We start from the raw sequence: 16,370 nt of genomic DNA on the forward strand, positions 1-16,370 counted from the left end.
TGCCTAGATCTGCGTTCTCGCCTCTTCGATCTGCCGCGCGATGGCGTGAGCGCCGTGCGCCTGCGCGATGGCGTACGCCTCGTCGAGGGTCGCGAGCGCGTCCGCGTGGCGGTCCTGGGCGGCGGCGACGTAGGCCAGTCCGACCATGTTGGCGGCCACGCCCCGCAGCGCCCCGACCTCTCGGCGCAGCCGTGACGACTCCTCCAGCCGCTCGCGCGCCTCATCCAGTCGCCCGGCCACGTGCGCCGCGATGCCCAGGTGACGCAGTGCCTCGGCCTCGGTCGACCTGTCGCCGACCTGCGCCGCCAGGTGGCGGGACCTCTCCAGATGCGGAACCGCGGTCTCGTTGTCGCGCCGGATGATCTGATGCAGGCAGCCGATCCAGAACAGCGCCTCGGCCTGGCCGCGCGTGTCGGCGAGGGCCTGGTACAACTCGCTCGCGCGCTCGAACAACGGCAGTTCCGCCGGGTCCTCGACGGGCGACGTGTCGCCCCGGGCGCGTTCGTCGAGATACCGCGCGTGCAGGATCCGCCCACGAGCCAACGCGGTGTCGGCCTCCACCGCGTCCAGGTCCCGTTCGGCGTCGGCTAGTACGCGGACCTCGCCGCTGTACACGGCGTGTTCGTAGAGTTTCCGGGCCCGTTCGATGCGATCTTCGGCGTTCATTCGCCGCCCCCGTCCTGGCATCGCCTCCGCGTGCCGGATCAGCAGCCTAATGGTCCACAAGCGCGCGCGGCGACCCCAATCAGCGCCGCCCGATCCGGTTCCGTCACATCGGCATCTGCCCTGCTCAGAGGGTCTTTTGCCGATGCCGTCGGCGTGTTCTCATACCGAAGCGACGGCATCGTCGACATCGCACCGCTCCCTCACTGAAAGGTGCACCGATGCAGAGCAGATCCCCCTTCCGGCTGGCGGTCCTCAGCGCCACGGCCGCCACGTTCCTGGCGTCCGGCGGCGCGTCCGGGGCGCTGGCCACCGCCGCCCCCGTGACCGCCTCGCCGGGCGTCACGGCGTGCGCCGGCGAGCAGAGCGCCGCCCGGGTCACCGCGGGCGCGACGGCCCAGGAGCCGGCGCTGTACTCGAAGAACGAGGCCAACGCCTACGGCGTGATCAAGGATGCGCCGCGCCTGCCCAACGGCAGCGTCACCGTGCCGACGGTCTTCCACATGGTCTCCAACCACCCACTGACCGCCGCCGAGACGACCCGGTGGAACACCCTCATCGCGGCACAGATGACGGTCCTGAACGACTCGTACGCGGGCCGCACGGCTGCGGACGCCTCCGACACGCCGTTCCGGTTCTCGCTCGTCGACACGACGTGGACGGTGAACAGCGCCTGGTACACGGTCGAGCCGGGCAAGAACGAGCGCGACATGAAGAAGGCGCTCTACACCGGCGACTCCCGCACCCTCAACGTGTACGCGGCCAACATCGGCGGCGGGCTGCTCGGCTGGGCGTACTTCCCGAAGGGCTACAACAACGGCCGCGACTACATCGACGGCGTGGTGATGCTCGACGAGTCGATGCCCGGCGGCACGGCCGGCAAGTACGCCCTCGGTGACACGCTGACCCACGAGGTCGGGCACTGGCTGATGCTGGAGCACACCTTCGCGCACGGCTGCTCCGCGTCCGGCGACTTCGTCGCGGACACCCCGCGCGAGGCGGCCCCGCAGTTCGACTGCCCGGTCGGCGCGGACTCCTGCACCGCACCGGGGCTGGACCCGATCCACAACTTCATGGACTACACGCAGGACTCCTGCATGGACATGTTCACCGCCGGCCAGGCCGACCGGATGAGCGACGCCTGGGTGGCGTTCCGCGCAGGCGGCGCCGGCTGACGCAGGCCCCTGGCAGCTTGAGCGCGTTGATCAAGAGGTTTGCGTCACCGGAATGCCGATCGGTGACGCAAACCTCTTGATCATCTCCGGGAGGGTGCGTAGCGCCGGGGCGCGCGTCGCGAGCAGGGCGCGGTGTGGTCGGGAGGCAGGGCGCACCGGCCGCCGCCGGGTAGTCGCTGATCGCAGAAAACCCAATGGCGTACGCACTGCTGGTCCTCTGCCGACACGGTCACCCCGCCCGGTTCGACGCGGGCGGTGAGCCGGGCCAGCACGCGGGCGCCGGTCCGGGCGAGAATCCGGGCCCGCAGCAGGTCGGGTGCGGTGACCGGCAGGTGGATCACCCAGCGCTCGGTCATCGGTGACGGTAGGGCTTGTTCTGGCTGGCTGGTGGGCTCTCCTCGCGTCGGCTCATTAGCCGGCCGATCAGATCGTGCATGGGGGTCCGCCCTTCGTCGGGTCGCGTCGAAGTGGAGGGGGCGGCCTCCGCCGGTTGCGAGCGGCGGAGACCGCCCCACCCTGCGACCGCAGCCTCGATTGGCGGTACGGCAGCAGGGCCGCGCCGGGGGAGCGCGGAGGGTGGGGTCTCGGCGGCGATGCGAGACCGGTACGAGAGGCGCCAACCGACCGCAGCAGCACCGCATCACCGACAGTGACGCTACCGATACCTGTCACCTCTGTCAACGCTCTCTTATCTGTCGAATCTAGCTGCCGTTGCTCACCTGCTTCTCCTGCGTCAGTTATTGCCGCTCTTTCACCTGTTGCTCGATACTGGAAGGGCCAACCGACTGCAAGGGGCCTTCACGTGCCGATTCCGCCGACGATGGACGAGTTGATCAACGATCTGTTGAGGCGGATCGAGGTGGGCGAGTTCCAGCCCGGGTCGAAGATTCCGTCTACTCAACAACTGTCCGACCACTACGACGTGTCGGTGTCGACGATCCACCGGGCGGTGGCGGTCCTGCGGGAGCGGGGCGTGTTGGTAGGTCGTCCGGGTCGGGGCGTCTTCGTTGCTGAGTCCGCTCGGGGCTGAACAGCCCGTGATTCTCGCTCGACGAGATGCCCTGGCGACGTATCTCAGAATTGCTGTACATGTGTCAAGGCGGTCCTTGGTGGCCCGCACGCGCTGCCGCGAGGGGGCCGGCCGCTGCCACTGTCGCTTGCGCCCGTCACGGCCGATGCCTCTGCTGCTGGCGCGAAAGGTGGGAAGCCCGGTTGGTCGCCGCAGAACGACAGAGTGGAATCCGCCTTAGCTTGAGCCCAACCACGTCACGAGAGGAGGGCACACATGAGCACGGTACGCGCCAGAGTGTGGCAGTTCCGTTTGGAGCGTAATGTCCAGGTAGTGGCCACGGTGGTTGGACAAGGCGATCTGGCGGTGAGTCTTGCGCGTCTTCTTCACATCAACGCGCTAGCCTGTGATTTACGCAAGGTGCTCGACTACCGAACGAGGCAGCTCGAGGTCCGCTTGCTGCTCAGTTATCTTGGCGCTCCCCCTGGCAACGCGCTACAACTGGACCAGCTTGCGTTTGCTGCGAGTTCACGCCACATACGTAGCTTCGTCAGTGAGTGCTCGGGGCTCGGAGTGCTGACCGCTGCGAGCGAGGCGATTTTCGCATGGGAGCATGGTGCTCACGACCTGCACAATTTCGATGCTCTGCCCCGTCAGATGCTTTGGCAGTATGGTGCCACGGGTGTGCGCCCCGACCTGCTGTTTCATCTACCCCAAGGTCCAGTCGCCGGCGAGGCGCGGGCTCGCTATCGCGGCGCGAAAAACATTCTTCCAAAGATGCCGCTAAGCACGCAGAAGGATCGGCTCCGAGAGCTAGCTAAATGGTCGGCCGTCCACAACGATCATTCCTACTTCATGAGCTGGCTTTACATCGGCCCCAATGGAGTGGCTGTCGACATCTTTCTTCCTGCCAATCCTCGCTGGGGCACCGATCTGAGCGAGTCAGCTTTCGGTGCCGATGTAGAGGAGTTGGTCGATGCACCCGAGTGGCGTTTTCCCCTTGAGGAAGATCTGCCGAGGTGGCAGCGGCAGCCTCCGAGCCCGCGTCGGTCAACGCCAGACGATCCAGACGGTAGGTACGTAAGGGAGGTGATCTCGGGAGTCGAAGCCTCCGGCCCGCCGCTACCACTGGACGTGCTCGAACATGCTTCCCAGGAACAGGCGGCGAGAGTGATAGACAACCTATTTAGCTCTGCCCCGGAGCCTGGACCCGATGCGACACTGGCCGGCATCCCGGTCAGGGGAACCTGGGCATCTGCTGATCAACTAGGCGACGCACGGCACGAGGTCCTGCTCGGAGTGCTTGCTTCGCCAGCCGGAAGACGCGTAGACATGAGAGAGAGGCTTGCGCGAGCCGAAGGACTTTTCGATGTCTGTCTTGACGGACGGCTCCTCACGGTCGTCCGCCCAATCACAGCCCCCCGCCCAGAGTGGACGCAGCTAGAGCGAGTGGTGCTTGCCGATCATTAAGGCGGAGACGCAGTGCCCGGCAGAGGCGAAAATTGTCGGCTTCGCTCATTCGTGTCACTGGCGACTACGGCTTCTGGCTTGACTCTCGCGCTACCAGTCTTCGGAGATCGGTCTCAACGTCTACGTCTAGGCGGCGCTGCCGAGGACGGCATGAGCCTCAACCAGTACGTCCTACGGAAGCTCGGCGCCGCCTGAGGAGAGCGCAGTTGATCAAATGCGCCCCTGACGAGTAGTCCCGCGACTGGGTGCTCGGCGATGTGCCTGCGGCGAGCGATCCACCGCCCGCTGCTGCCGGCTGGACGGGCCACGGCCAGAGCGTCATCCGGCGGCTCGTGACGAACGTCGTCGCTGTTGCTCGTCGCGACCGTAGGGTCGTTGCTGCGACGCCAGGTACGTCGCCGACGGCCGGTCATCGCCGCGTCGCGGCGGCAGGTCCGCGCCGGGGAGCGCGGAGGAAAGGTTTCGGCGGCGATGCGGCCCGGTGCGAGAGGCAGCCAAGGGCGGAAGTGTCGGGCTGCGGGCGGTCGCCGCCATCCGGTAACGCTCCTCGGCCTTCGCCGTCGCGTACGACATGCGCTCCGCGTCGGTGAGCGTCATCCGCACCTCGACACACTCGGCCGGGGCGATCCAGCCCTGCGACTCGATGTCCTTCCACGGGCGTCGTACCGCTTCGGCCTGATCAGGCTGAACACGTCGCCCCGAGTACCAGAGTGGCCCTCAGCCTTATCGAGCGAAGCGTTGTGACGGTGGTACTGCCAGTAGTACCATCACCCTGTGCCGTCCATAGACAAGCTCGTTGAAGCGATGCGGAAGAACCAGCAGAACATCGCCTACAACGATCTCTACGGGGTGTGTGAACACTACTTCGGGAAGCCGCGGCAGGCCGGCACCTCCCACGCGGTGTTCAAGATGCCCTGGCCGGGCGACCCACGCGTCAACATCCAGAACGACCACGGGAAGGCCAAGGCGTACCAGGTACGGCAGGTGCTCAAGGCGATCGACAAGAAGGAGGCCATGTGATGCAGACCGATCCCCATCCTGAGGTGTCCCACTACACCTACCGCGTTACGTGGTCGGTCCAGGATCGCGAGTTCGTCGCCACCTGCGCGGAGTTCCCGTCCCTCTCCTGGCTGGCGCCTTCCCAGATCGAGGCTCTTCAGGGGCTCCAGGACCTACTGCGTGAAGTCATCGTTGACATGGGGGAGCAGGGCGAGGCGGTGCCGCAGCCGTTCGCCGAGCGCAGCTACTCGGGCAAGTTCAACCTGCGCGTCGGCGAGAGCCTGCACCGCGAGCTGGCCATCCACGCCGCCGAGGACGGCATGAGCCTCAACCAGTACGTCCTACGAAAGCTCAGCGCCGCCTGAGCAGAGCGCAGATGATCAACTAACTGTTCATCCTCGCTGCGCCCGTTTCTCATCAAGCTCGCCTGGCGAGTTCGCCGACGGCCGGCAGGGTCACTGAACGGCCGCGCCCACCGGCGTGCCACAGCACCTGTAGACCGGAGCGCTGGCATGCCCGCAACCGCTCGGTGGCCCCGCCGTGTCGTGATCTCGGCGGCGTTCACCCTCACCCTGCTCGCCACGGCGGTACCCGCCGACGCCCACCCGTACGGCTATCCGCAGACCGTGACCATCGCGGCGGACGCGACCCGCCCCGACGTGGTGCACCTGAGGTGGAAGCCAGGCGGCGTCGACGAGCTGACCCTCCTCGGCGTCCACCTCGGCCTGTTGCCGCAGGACCGCGTCCTGCTCGACGGTGCCGTCGACACCCGGGACAAGGACGCGACGATCCTCGCTGGATCTAAGCCGTTTGCGGACTACCTGCTCAAGCAGATGACCGTCACCAACGCCGGTCAGCCGTGCGCCGGCGTCGTCGGAAAGACGAGCGACTCCGGTGTGGACGTCGACTACACCTGCCCAGGCCCGCTCGGCGTCGCCCGTATCGACATCCGGATGCTGACCGACCTCGACCCCGCGTACCGCACGGTCGCGACCGGGCCCGAGGGCAAACGCCAGGTGTACGGCACTGACGAGTACTCCCACGACTGGCTGCTCGGCGACGCGCCACCGCAAGCGGCTGCCGACAGCGGGACGGGCCACGGCCAAAACACCCTCCGGCGGGTTGCGATGGCCGTCGGCCCCCTGCTGCTCGTCGCGGCCGTCGGGTCGCTGCTGCGACGCCAGGTACGTCGCCGACGGATCACCCGCGTCCGACCGTCGTCCTGAGACCGGCCGCCACCAGGGCGGCCCCCTATGCCCGCCGCAGTCGGCATCACGGCATCGGCGGTTCCTCGCACCCAACGAAGGAGAGACCCCGCCATGACGCACGACAAACGTGCGCGCCGGAAGCGAACACGCGGACTGTTGTCCGCGATGGCGCTCGTCCTCATCGCCGGACCGGCGACGACCCTGCATCCGGCGCTGGCCGGAGCGGAGGCCGTGCCGGTCAGCGCCACCACGCCGCTGATCAACCTGAGCGCCGGGCAGAACGTCGAGGGCACGCTCCCCGTCGTCGTCGAGCCGGTCACCGAGAACGACTCCGTGACCACGCTCGCGGTCGACGGCGACAAGATCGACGCCGACAAGACCGCCGGCACCGCCCACTTCGCGTTCGAGATGGGTGGCAACGGCACCGAGGCCCGCTACCGCAACTACCTCACCGTCAACGGTCACACGGCCGAGGCCGACCGGATCTACTTCCCGGACGTGCCGGGCGGGCGGGTCGCCACCCTCGACTTCCCGGGCGACTGGCTGAAGCCCGGCCCGAACACCGTCTCGGTGCACGCCGGAGCGAACTGGGTCGACACCACCACCAAGACCGCCGTCGGCTACCAGGAGCTGCCGAACGGCGAGGGTGGCCGCTGCCCCAACTACGACGACTACGCGCTGAGCAGCATCAGCCTCAGCCTGCTCGGCGTGGTCGCCGACGGCGAGCAGAACCTGTTCAGCTACAACTTCGGCGACGGCACCTGCGGCAGCTCGGCGAAGCTGCTCAACCAGGACCTGACCTTTGTCATCTCCGGCACGCCCGGCAGTACGTCCGGCCTGCGTGCCGATCTCGACACCACGAAGCTCACCAACGGTACGCACACGGTCAGCGCGACGGCCCTGTCGGGCGCGAAGACGAGCGTGACGGTCGACGTCAACAACGCCCCGGCCGGCGCGGCGGTGGTCACCCCCGGTGACGGTGCCCGCGTACGCGGAATCCAGCCGGTCATCGCCGCGCTGGCGTCCGCCGGCAAGGACCGCGTCGAGTCGCTCGCGATCGACGACAAGCCGGCGGAGAACGCGGAGATGCTGGGCGCCGGCACCGCCACCCTCGGCCTCGCGGTCGAGGCCGGCAACTCGATCGAGGCGCGTTACCAGAACTACGCGCTGGTCAACGGCCACCGGGTCGACCTCGGCGGTGACTACGGCGCGCTCGGCGCGGAAGCCGTGAAGCTGGCGTTCCCGAACCGGTTCCTGCACCTCGGCGACAACGTCGTACAGGTGCGCACCGGTGACTACAACGGCACGGTCAACGGCGCCACCTGCGCCAACCACGACGACTTCAAGCTCACCCGGGAGGCCACCACCCTCACCCTGAGCACCGCGGGCATGGTGACGCCCGGCACCACGTACCTCGTCACCACCAGCGGCACGACCGTGACGAAGGCGGAGACGACCGCCGCGTCCCTGGCGCTGGGCGACGGCACCTGCGGCGCGAACAAGGACGCCGAGTTCCACTTCGCCATCGCGGACGCGCCGACGACACGCACCGTCGACACCCTCGCCGCCGCCGGCGACGCCCACCTGAAGGCGTTCGTCGGCGGCAACGGCAGCGACAACGGGTACGACAACAAGGTGCTGGTCAACGGCATCCCGCTGGAGATCGGGATGTGGGAGAAGGAGGTCGCCGACCTCACCTTCCCGAACGAGTGGCTGGTGCCGGGCGTCAACGCCCTGGAGTTCGTCGCGGGCAGCGACCACGGCAGCGCCAAGCCGGGCGGCTGCGACAACTACGACGACTTCACCCTGCGGGACTTCGAGCTGCTGCCCAGCGGCGCGAAGGCCACCCGGTTGACCCGCTCGGTCGCGCAGACGACGGTCACCATCGGCTCGGCCACCTACCCGGCCGGCTCGCCCGTGACCACGTACGTCGGTGACGGCACGTGCGGCAGCAGCTTCAACGGCGTCCTCACCACGATGGTCCTGTTCGACGTCACCGCCCAGGACGGCTCGGCGCTGCCGGCGCTGGGCAAGCGCGCCGACGTGGACACCACGACGATCGCGGACGGCGCCCACACCATCAAGGCGGTCGTCGGCGACAAGACCTCCACGCGGCGGTTCACCACCGACAACACCGCCCCGGAGATCGCCAGCAGCGTTCCGGCGGCCGGCCAGCGGCTGACATCGACCGTGGCGCTCGACCTCACGGTCAAGGACGCCAGCGGCGTGGTCGGCACGCCGACCCTCACGCTCGACGGCGCGGCCGTCAAGCAGGGCGACCAGATCGGGCACGGCCTGCCGGCCGGCGAACACGTCATCGCGATGACGGCGACCGACGCGCTCGGCAACACCGCCACCCGCGAGGTGCGGTTCAGTAGCGCGAGCATCCCGGACGTCCCGACCGAGCTGAACGCCACGGTCAGGAACACCGACCCGCTCTCGGCCGAGTTGTCCGCCCGGATTCCCGGCACCGAGGGCGTCGGTCTGACCGCGAGCTTCACCAAGGCCGACGTCGTCCTGCCGACCAAGGGTTACCAGGGCGAGGCGGCCGACGTGCCGACCACGCTCGACGTCCAGCACGACCGCGGCGTGGACGTGGCCTCGCTGCGTCCGCTCGACGGCTCGACCGTCGACAGCCCGTCTGGCCGCGGGGTGGTCTTCCAGCGGTACGACCTGCCGCTGGGCGCCAGCAAGCAGGAGCCGACGCTGCGCTGGTCGGGCAGCATCGACCCGGCGCGGATCGTGGCGCTGCGGGCGTGGAACCCGGCCACCGGGAAGTGGGTCGTGCTGACCAGCTCCCGTGGGAAGGCCGGGCAGGACACCGTCCTGACCGCGCCGGTCGAGGGCGGCTACCGCGACGGCGGTGTGGTGCACGTGCTGGTCACCGGCGAGGACCCGTTCGCCGACGACCTGTCGCCGCGCGACTCGACGGCGCAGAACGACAAGGACCGCTTCGAGGACCCCGCGTCGTACGACTTCTCGTTGGCGCACTTCACCGACACCCAGTACATCACCGAGGGCGCGGCCGGCGGCACGTACGACGACTTCGACGGCAACGCCGAGCCCACCGACGTCGAGACGGCCGAGGAGCAGGCGATCTGGTCGGCCGCGTACCGCGACCAGATGCAGTGGATCGCCGACAACGCGGACAGCCGCAAGATCGCGTACGCGGCGCACACCGGTGACGTCATCGAGAACGACTACTACGACCCGCTGGCGAAGAACCCGGACGGTTCGCTGAAGCGGCCGGGCCTGCACGAGCAGGTGGAGAAGGAACTCGCCACCGCCTCGGGCTTCCAGAAGATCCTCGACGACAACGGTGTCGTCAACCAGGTCATCGCGGGCAACCACGACGACCAACTGGGTGCCGAGACCGGCCCCACCTCCCGGTTCAGCCGCACCTTCAGCGCCGACCGGTACTACGGAACGGCGAAGGCCTGGCCGAAGGGCACCGAGTACCACGCCTGGGACGAGAAGACGAACGCCGACGGCTCCCTCACTCCGGGCAAGGACAACCAGAACAACTACCTGCTGTTCTCCGCCGGTGGCCTGGACTTCGTTGCGGTCGGCCTGTCGTACGGCGTCACGCCGGCCGAGGCCAAGTGGGCCGACTCGATCTTCAAGCGGTACAAGGACCGCAACGGGATCCTGCTCTCCCACGACTACCTGAAGCCGTCGGCCAACCCCGACGGTCGCGGCGCGGACTTCTCCGCTCCGGACGGCTCGCCGCTGTTCAAGCAGGTCGTCGAGACCAACCCGAACGTCTTCCTGGTCCTCGCCGGTCACGAGCACGGCGTCGGGACCAACCTGAAGTCGAAGATCGGCGTGACGGTCAGCCACGACGTCGTCGAGCTGCTGGCCGACTACCAGTTCTACACGGTCGCCGCCGCCGAGCTGTGGCCCAACCAGGTCGCCGCCGACGGCACCATCGACGTCAACGGGGACGGCACGCCGGACCACAAGGCCACCGACCGGTTGCAGTTCGGGGCGAGCTTCCTGCGGCTGCTCCAGTTCGACGTGGACCGGGCCGAGATGCACATCGACACGTACTCGCCGTTCCTGAAGAATTTCGGCGCGACCGAGTACGACATCCGCCAGGACGGCAGCCAGCCCAAGCCGCGCTACAACGGCGCGGAGGACAACCTGACCCTGCCGGTCGACCTCAGCACCCGCAAGACGTCGTTCAGCACTGACTCGCTCGCCGCGTACGTGCCGGCCGGCGCGATCGGCACCGACGAGGTGACCTCGAACGACGTGGCCACGACGACGTGGGACAAGCTCCTGCCGGGCACCTCGTACGGCTGGATCGTGTCGGCGAAGAGCGCCGACGGCGGCGAGGCGGTGGCCCAGCCGGCGGTGTTCACGACCGCCAAGCGGGTCCCGACGATGACCGTCACCACCACCCCGACCGCCTGGGGTGCGGCGGCGACGGTGACCGTCACGGTCGCGGCCGGCAGCACGCCGGTCACCGGCGCGGTGGAGTTGCGCGAGGGTACGACCGTGCGCGGCTCGGCCACGCTGACCAACGGCTCGGCGACCTTCACCCTGCCGGTGGGCCTGGCCGGAGGACAGCACACGCTGACCGCGTCGTACGCGGGTGACGACCACCTCACCCCTGCCGAGGCCAGCGCAACCCTGACGGTGAACCTGCCCGCCGAATGGAGTTCGTCGACGGTCTACAACGACGGCGACCGGGTGACCTACCAGGGCCGGGTGTTCCGGGCCTCCTGGTACACGAAGAACCAGAAGCCGGGCGCCGACGCCAACGGCGCGTGGCAGGAAATCGCCATGACCGAGGACGGTACGGCGATCTGGACCGCGTCGCGGATCTTCAACTCGGGCGACGTCGCCATGTACGACGGCAGGAAGTGGCGCGCCCAGTGGTACACCCGCAACCAGAAGCCGGGTGACCGCAACGGCTCCTGGGAGGAGATCGCTCCGACCCCGCCGGACAACAGCCCGGCCGCCTGGACGCTGACCAAGGTGTACACCGCCGGCGACCGGGTGTCCTTCAAGGGCCACGTCTACGAGGCGAAGTGGTGGACGCGCGGCCAGGAGCCGGGCGACCCCAACGGCCCCTGGAGGCTCATCAAGTAGTCAGCCCCGCGTTAACGCCGGCCCGGGACCGATGCTGGTCCCGGGCCGGCTTGTTCGTCCGGACCGACTCGTTCGACCAGGAGGGTTGCGTTCCCGGTCGGTGACGTAACCCTCCTCGGCATGAGGGTTCGGGTGGTCGACAGCGTCTCTGCAACCGGGCTTCGTCGTCCCAGGCTGCGTGGTCTGCGTCGTGGCGCTTCCGTCCGATCGGGAACGTCGGCGTCGGCGGGGGCAGCACGGATTCGATCACTCTGCTTAAGTTGGCCGAACGTGGCTGTGGCTGCGGTCCGGACCGCCCCAGTTGACGGTCCGGCGCTGACCGGGGCGCACACCTGTGCGTCTCAACGTGACAACCGGCGTGGTCGACATTTCGGGGCCGGCCGAACTGTGCAACGGGGGCATAGGCGATGAGACTCCAGACAGCGCGCGTGACGAGCGGGCGGTTAGCCCTCTGGTCGCTGACCGTGGTGGCCCTGGTGGCGGCGAGCATCGGCGCGCCACCCCTGCCGGTGCGGCCGGCCGCTGCGGCCGAGCCGGCCTGTGACCGGGCCCAGGTGCTCCTCGCCTTCGAACACAGCGGTACCGCCGTCAGACCGGAGGCCGAGAAGGCGCTGCTCGGGTCCGCTTCCCAGGTCTGCGCATTTCTTGAGACGGTGTGGCCACAACGGGCACGGGTCGACGACCGGATCAGCGTCAACCAGATGATGGCGGCCGGCGGGCCAGCCGTCCGCGCGGCCGCCCAGGTGGCACTCGACTCGACCGACTCGGCCGCGCTGGGTGCATTCCTGGAATCCGGCTGGCGCCAACCGTGGGAGATCGACCAGCGGGTCCGGGTCAACCAGATCATGTCGACCGGCGGCACCCAGTTGCGCGCTGCCGCCCAGAAGGCGCTGGACGCGGGCACGGAGGACGCCTACCGGACGTTCCTGGACTCCGGTTGGCGGACTCCCTGGCAAACGGATCAGCGGCTCCGGGTCAACCAGCTGATGGCGGCCGGTGGTCCGGAGGTGAAGGCGGCGGCCCAGCGGGCTCTGGACCTGGGTACCCCCACCGCGCTGACGCAGTTCATCGACTCCGAGTGGGCCGTGGCCACAGCTCGGGACGAGGAAACGGCAACGATCAGTGATCTGGTCAACGCGGCCACTGCCGCCGGCCAGCAGGCCGCGCGGGAGACGGACGCGGCGCAGGAAGCGGGCGAGCGGGCGGCCAGGGCGGCCGAGGAGGCACGCGCGTCGGCGCAGGCGGCGGCGCAGGCCACGGCCGCCGCGAAGAACGACGCGAACGCTGCCGCTGCGGCGGCGAAGCAGGCGGCCATTGCCGCCGGCAATGCGGCCCGCGCAGCCAGGACTGCCGTCTCGGCGGCCCAGGACGCCGCGCACGCGGCGCGGCAGGCATCCAACGCCGCAGCCCGCGCCGCCTGGGCCGCTGCCATGGCCGGAAAGGCGGCTTCGGCCGCCTATCGAGCCGCCTCCAACGCTGCGACCGATGCGACAAAGGCGGCGGACGCGCGTAGGGCGGCCGAGGCGGCGAACGCCATCGCCGACAAGGCCGCCGACTCCGCTGTCGCCGCCGAGCAGGCAGGCACCGCCGCCCGCAAGGCGGGAACTGCCGCGCAGGCGGCGGCGAACGCCGGCACGGCGGCGAACGCGGCCGCGGCGGCCGCGTTGGAGAGTGGCGACTACGCCGTCCAGGCGGGGGCGGATGCCAGCGAGGCGCGCGCTGCGGCAGCCAAGGCCCGGGCTGCCGCGGACCGGGCCACCCGGGCGGCGCAGAGCGCGGTGAGGTTCGCCGCCGCCGCCGCTACCGCCGCCGACGCGTCCCGTGATGCTGCCCGCCGGGCAGCCGACAATGCTCGCGCGGCGGCCAGGGCCGCGAACGACGCGGCCGACCACGCCGGCGATGCCGCGGTTGCGGCGGCGCAGGCCACGGCGCACGCCAACGCCGCGAGTGCGGCCGCCCTGGCCGCGTCGGACGCCGCCAACCAGGCCAAGACCGTGTACGACGAGGCGCGGACCGCCGACGCCGACCGGATCCAGATCGCCTTCGAGCAGGCCGACGAGGCGGCGATCGACGCGACCGCCGCCGAGGCTCAGCAGCAGGAGCAGGCCCGACGTGACATGGACCAGGCGGCACAACGCGGCGCGGAGACGAACCGACTCATCGCCGAAGCCGTCAACCCTGCCACCCCTGCCGCGACCGCCGTCCTGGACGCTCGCAAGGTTGCTCTGACACTGCTGGCGTCGAGCGGAACATGGAGCCGTGAGGCGGCCAAGCAGGCCCTGAGCGGCGACGACGACATGGCGATGAACTTCGTCCGGACCGACCTGGCGGTGGCCGCCGGGCAGGACGACCGGATCACGGCGGGGACGATCGCCGTCAACGGCGACACTGCCGGGCTGCGCCAGGCGGCCACGGCCGCGTTGGCCGGCACCGATGCCGATGTGGCGCGCTTCCTGAACAGCAAGGATTATCCGGGCCGACTCACCGACGACCGCATCAAGGTCAACCAGATCATGGCGGCGGCACGCACGGCGGGACACGGCACCGTAGTCCAGCGTGCCCAGGCGGCGCTCGACTCCAACGACGGCGCTCAGCTCCGTCAGATCATCGACCGTGGGCAGTACGAGGCCCTCGTCGTCGATGACCGGATCGCCATCAACCGGATCCTCAGCGACCCGGCGAGTGGGCCCGAGCTGAAGGCGGCCGCCCAGGTCGCCCTGGACGCCCCCAGGGCGGCCGCGCACGAGTTCCTGGCCACTGGGCGGTTCTCCGCAGCCCAGGCCGACCAGGATTCGGCCAAGCACGACGCTGTTGTCAGCGCCCTGGTGGAGCAGGCGTTCCGCGTCGCCACCACTGCCCTTCAGGATGCCCAGGAGGCGCAGGCCGTCGCGGCCACCGCGCGGCACGATGCGCAGCAGGCGGCGGGGTACGCGCAACAGGCGGCGAACTCGGCGAATCTGGCGAGCGGGTACGCGCAGCAGGCGAAGGCTTCCGCGGACAGCGCGGCGGCCTCCGCGGCCCGCGCCGCTGCGGCGGCGGTGACCGCCAAGCAGGCGGCGGCCAGCGCCAACGCGTCCGCGGAGAGCGCAGCGGTCTCGGCTGCGCAGGCGACGCTCTCGGAGCAGCAGGCGGTTTCCAGTGCTGCCCGGGCGTACCGTTACGCCGCTGAAGCCATGGCGTCGGCCATCCAGGCGGGCAAGGACCGCGACGCCGCCATCGCCGCGGCGAATGCCGCGATCAGGACGTACGTCGACAAGGCCAAGGGCGAGTACGAGGAAACGGTCCGGCAGCGGGACGAGCAGTGCGCGGCCGACTTCGAGAACAGTCGGGCGGGCTATCGACTGTGTTCCTACCTCATCACCAACCCGGTCGACGACTTCGCGAAAATGCTCTATCGGGAGTGGAAGAACGGCCCGACCTGCGAGAAGCTGCACCCGCAGGTGCGGTTCGACTACCAGCCGAACACCAGCGCGGGCTACACGTCCTGCGTCGCGAATGGGCCGGGTGACGGCTGGGAGGTCAAGGCACTCGGATACACGCCCGGGTTGGAACTGCTCGGTGAGGGCATCCAGCACATCGCGGACAAGTACCACCTGAACTGGGTAGTCGTGGCCAGCGGCCTCGGGATCCTGACCGCCGTCGGCCTGGCCGCGCTGCCGGAGCTCACCATCTCCTGCGCTGCGGTCTGCCAGGTCGCCCTGGACGCCACGATGCCGGCCGTCGCGCCCTCGCTCATCGGCGCGCTTGACACGTCGGTGTTCTTGACGCTCTACGGCATACGTGCCGGTGGCGTCGTCTCCGCCGTCGGCGGGGCGGCGGTCGGGCTTGAGTCCGTCCGATTCGCGGGATTCCTCGAGCGTGAGGCAATTGCGGCGAGGGCGTCCCAGAGCGCCATCGAGCGGATGATCCTTCAGCTGAAGGGGTGCGTCAACAGCTTCACCCCCGAGACCCGTGTGCTCATGGCGGACGGCTCCGACAAACCGATCGTCGACGTCGCAAGGGGCGACCATGTCCTCTCGACCGACCCAGCGGTCGGTGGCGTTGCTCCGGACACGGTCACCGCGACCCATCGCAACCTCGATGTCGCTATGACCGATCTGCTGGTTTCGGGAGTTGGCGGACGGTCCGAGACGATTCACACGACCGATGGTCATCCGTTCTGGGTATCCACCTCCCACAGGTGGACCGAAGCTGCTCTCCTTTCACCCGGTGACGTGTTGGCTACGCCCTCCGGTGCTGCTGTCCGCGTCGAAGAGGTAGAGCGGTTCAGCCTGCCCCGGTATATGTACAACCTTTCGGTAAGTGACAACGAGACTTACTACGTACTCGCGGGTACCGTCCCGGTACTCGTGCACAACACGTCGTGCTGGGCCGGGAAGGGTGGCCCGGGAACGTGGGGGGTTGTCGCTGAGAGTATGTCGGCCAGTGCCGCTGCCTACCAGGTAAGGGTCACCGGGGTGCCGTTCGGATTTGGTTACGAAGTCAATGGTGTGAAGTTTGACGGCTTCCGGGACGGAGTTCTCCTTGACGCCAAGGGGCTTGGATACGCCAAGTTCGCCAAGGATGGCCGATTCGTCTCCTGGTACGATGGCGCCGATGGGCTCGTGGGTCAGGCGCAACGCCAACTCAAGGCTGCCGGGGGGACGCCGATCACGTGGCTCGTCGCTGAGGCTGACGCCGTTACGGCTATGCGGAACCTATTTGCTGACCGGGGAATTTCCGGAATCAACCTCGTGCACACGCCCTAGA

10 protein-coding genes and 1 pseudogene are annotated in these 16,370 nt (G+C 69.0%); 8 read left to right on the forward strand and 3 right to left on the reverse strand.

Annotated features, from left to right (window positions below):
- Positions 1-3 precede the first annotated feature (3 nt).
- Positions 4-666: a tetratricopeptide repeat protein gene (locus ACTFTM_RS03400; RefSeq protein WP_449564406.1), complete on the reverse strand. Its 663-nt coding sequence runs from the start codon at positions 664-666 to the stop codon at positions 4-6.
- Positions 667-884: 218 nt separating this feature from the next.
- Between ACTFTM_RS03400 and ACTFTM_RS03405 the strand changes: the two genes are divergently transcribed.
- The gene (locus ACTFTM_RS03405) at positions 885-1,838 is read left to right on the forward strand and encodes a zinc metalloprotease (RefSeq protein WP_449564407.1); all 954 of its coding nucleotides are present in this window, start codon (positions 885-887) and stop codon (positions 1,836-1,838) included.
- An 80-nt stretch (positions 1,839-1,918) separates the two neighbouring features.
- On the opposite strand, the gene ACTFTM_RS03410 is transcribed toward ACTFTM_RS03405, so the two are convergent.
- On the reverse strand, positions 1,919-2,194 hold the full coding sequence (locus tag ACTFTM_RS03410) for a hypothetical protein (protein ID WP_449564408.1): 276 nt from the start codon (positions 2,192-2,194) through the stop codon (positions 1,919-1,921).
- Between the two features lie 446 nt (positions 2,195-2,640).
- Here ACTFTM_RS03410 and ACTFTM_RS03415 point away from each other — a divergent pair, with 446 nt between their 5' ends.
- Both ACTFTM_RS03415 and ACTFTM_RS03420 read left to right on the forward strand, forming a co-directional pair.
- A complete protein-coding gene (locus tag ACTFTM_RS03415) occupies positions 2,641-2,868 on the forward strand; it encodes a winged helix-turn-helix domain-containing protein (RefSeq protein WP_449564409.1) in 228 nt (75 codons plus the stop codon).
- A 255-nt stretch (positions 2,869-3,123) separates the two neighbouring features.
- Positions 3,124-4,317, forward strand: coding sequence for a hypothetical protein (locus ACTFTM_RS03420; RefSeq protein WP_449564410.1), 1,194 nt, complete (start codon positions 3,124-3,126; stop codon positions 4,315-4,317).
- 513 nt (positions 4,318-4,830) lie between these two features.
- On the opposite strand, the pseudogene ACTFTM_RS03425 reads toward ACTFTM_RS03420, so the two are convergent.
- Positions 4,831-5,024: pseudogene (locus ACTFTM_RS03425) on the reverse strand (DNA repair helicase XPB); the annotation flags it as partial.
- A gap of 97 nt (positions 5,025-5,121) precedes the next feature.
- Here ACTFTM_RS03425 and ACTFTM_RS03430 point away from each other — a divergent pair.
- The 5 genes from ACTFTM_RS03430 to ACTFTM_RS03450 all read left to right on the forward strand — a co-directional run bounded on the left by ACTFTM_RS03430 (position 5,122) and on the right by ACTFTM_RS03450 (position 16,369).
- The gene (locus ACTFTM_RS03430; protein WP_449564411.1) at positions 5,122-5,337 is read left to right on the forward strand and encodes a toxin HicA; all 216 of its coding nucleotides are present in this window, start codon (positions 5,122-5,124) and stop codon (positions 5,335-5,337) included.
- Entirely contained in the window at positions 5,337-5,681 is a 345-nt protein-coding gene (locus ACTFTM_RS03435) for a type II toxin-antitoxin system HicB family antitoxin (RefSeq protein WP_449564412.1), read from the forward strand. Before ACTFTM_RS03430 ends, ACTFTM_RS03435 begins: the two co-directional genes overlap by 1 nt.
- A gap of 147 nt (positions 5,682-5,828) precedes the next feature.
- A complete protein-coding gene (locus ACTFTM_RS03440; protein WP_449564413.1) occupies positions 5,829-6,542 on the forward strand; it encodes a hypothetical protein in 714 nt (237 codons plus the stop codon).
- Positions 6,543-6,635: 93 nt separating this feature from the next.
- Positions 6,636-11,621, forward strand: a complete 4,986-nt coding sequence (locus ACTFTM_RS03445) for a carbohydrate-binding protein (RefSeq protein WP_449564414.1) — start codon at positions 6,636-6,638, stop codon at positions 11,619-11,621.
- Positions 11,622-12,028: 407 nt separating this feature from the next.
- Positions 12,029-16,369 carry a polymorphic toxin-type HINT domain-containing protein gene (locus tag ACTFTM_RS03450; RefSeq protein WP_449564415.1) on the forward strand — a complete coding sequence of 1,447 codons (4,341 nt, stop codon included), beginning with the start codon at positions 12,029-12,031 and terminating at the stop codon, positions 16,367-16,369.
- Position 16,370 lies beyond the last annotated feature (1 nt).

Source organism: Micromonospora sp. RB23 (assembly GCF_053585025.1).

Excerpts from the sequence above, each read along its gene's own strand:
- ACTFTM_RS03400 (WP_449564406.1), bottom strand. The coding sequence starts at position 666 with ATGAACGCCGAAGATCGCATCGAACGGGCCCGGAAACTCTACGAACAC.
- ACTFTM_RS03405 (WP_449564407.1), top strand. The coding sequence starts at position 885 with ATGCAGAGCAGATCCCCCTTCCGGCTGGCGGTCCTCAGCGCCACGGCC.
- ACTFTM_RS03410 (WP_449564408.1), bottom strand. The coding sequence starts at position 2,194 with ATGACCGAGCGCTGGGTGATCCACCTGCCGGTCACCGCACCCGACCTG.
- ACTFTM_RS03420 (WP_449564410.1), top strand. The coding sequence starts at position 3,124 with ATGAGCACGGTACGCGCCAGAGTGTGGCAGTTCCGTTTGGAGCGTAAT.
- ACTFTM_RS03430 (WP_449564411.1), top strand. The coding sequence starts at position 5,122 with ATGCGGAAGAACCAGCAGAACATCGCCTACAACGATCTCTACGGGGTG.
- ACTFTM_RS03435 (WP_449564412.1), top strand. The coding sequence starts at position 5,337 with ATGCAGACCGATCCCCATCCTGAGGTGTCCCACTACACCTACCGCGTT.
- ACTFTM_RS03440 (WP_449564413.1), top strand. The coding sequence starts at position 5,829 with ATGCCCGCAACCGCTCGGTGGCCCCGCCGTGTCGTGATCTCGGCGGCG.
- ACTFTM_RS03445 (WP_449564414.1), top strand. The coding sequence starts at position 6,636 with ATGACGCACGACAAACGTGCGCGCCGGAAGCGAACACGCGGACTGTTG.
- ACTFTM_RS03450 (WP_449564415.1), top strand. The coding sequence starts at position 12,029 with ATGAGACTCCAGACAGCGCGCGTGACGAGCGGGCGGTTAGCCCTCTGG.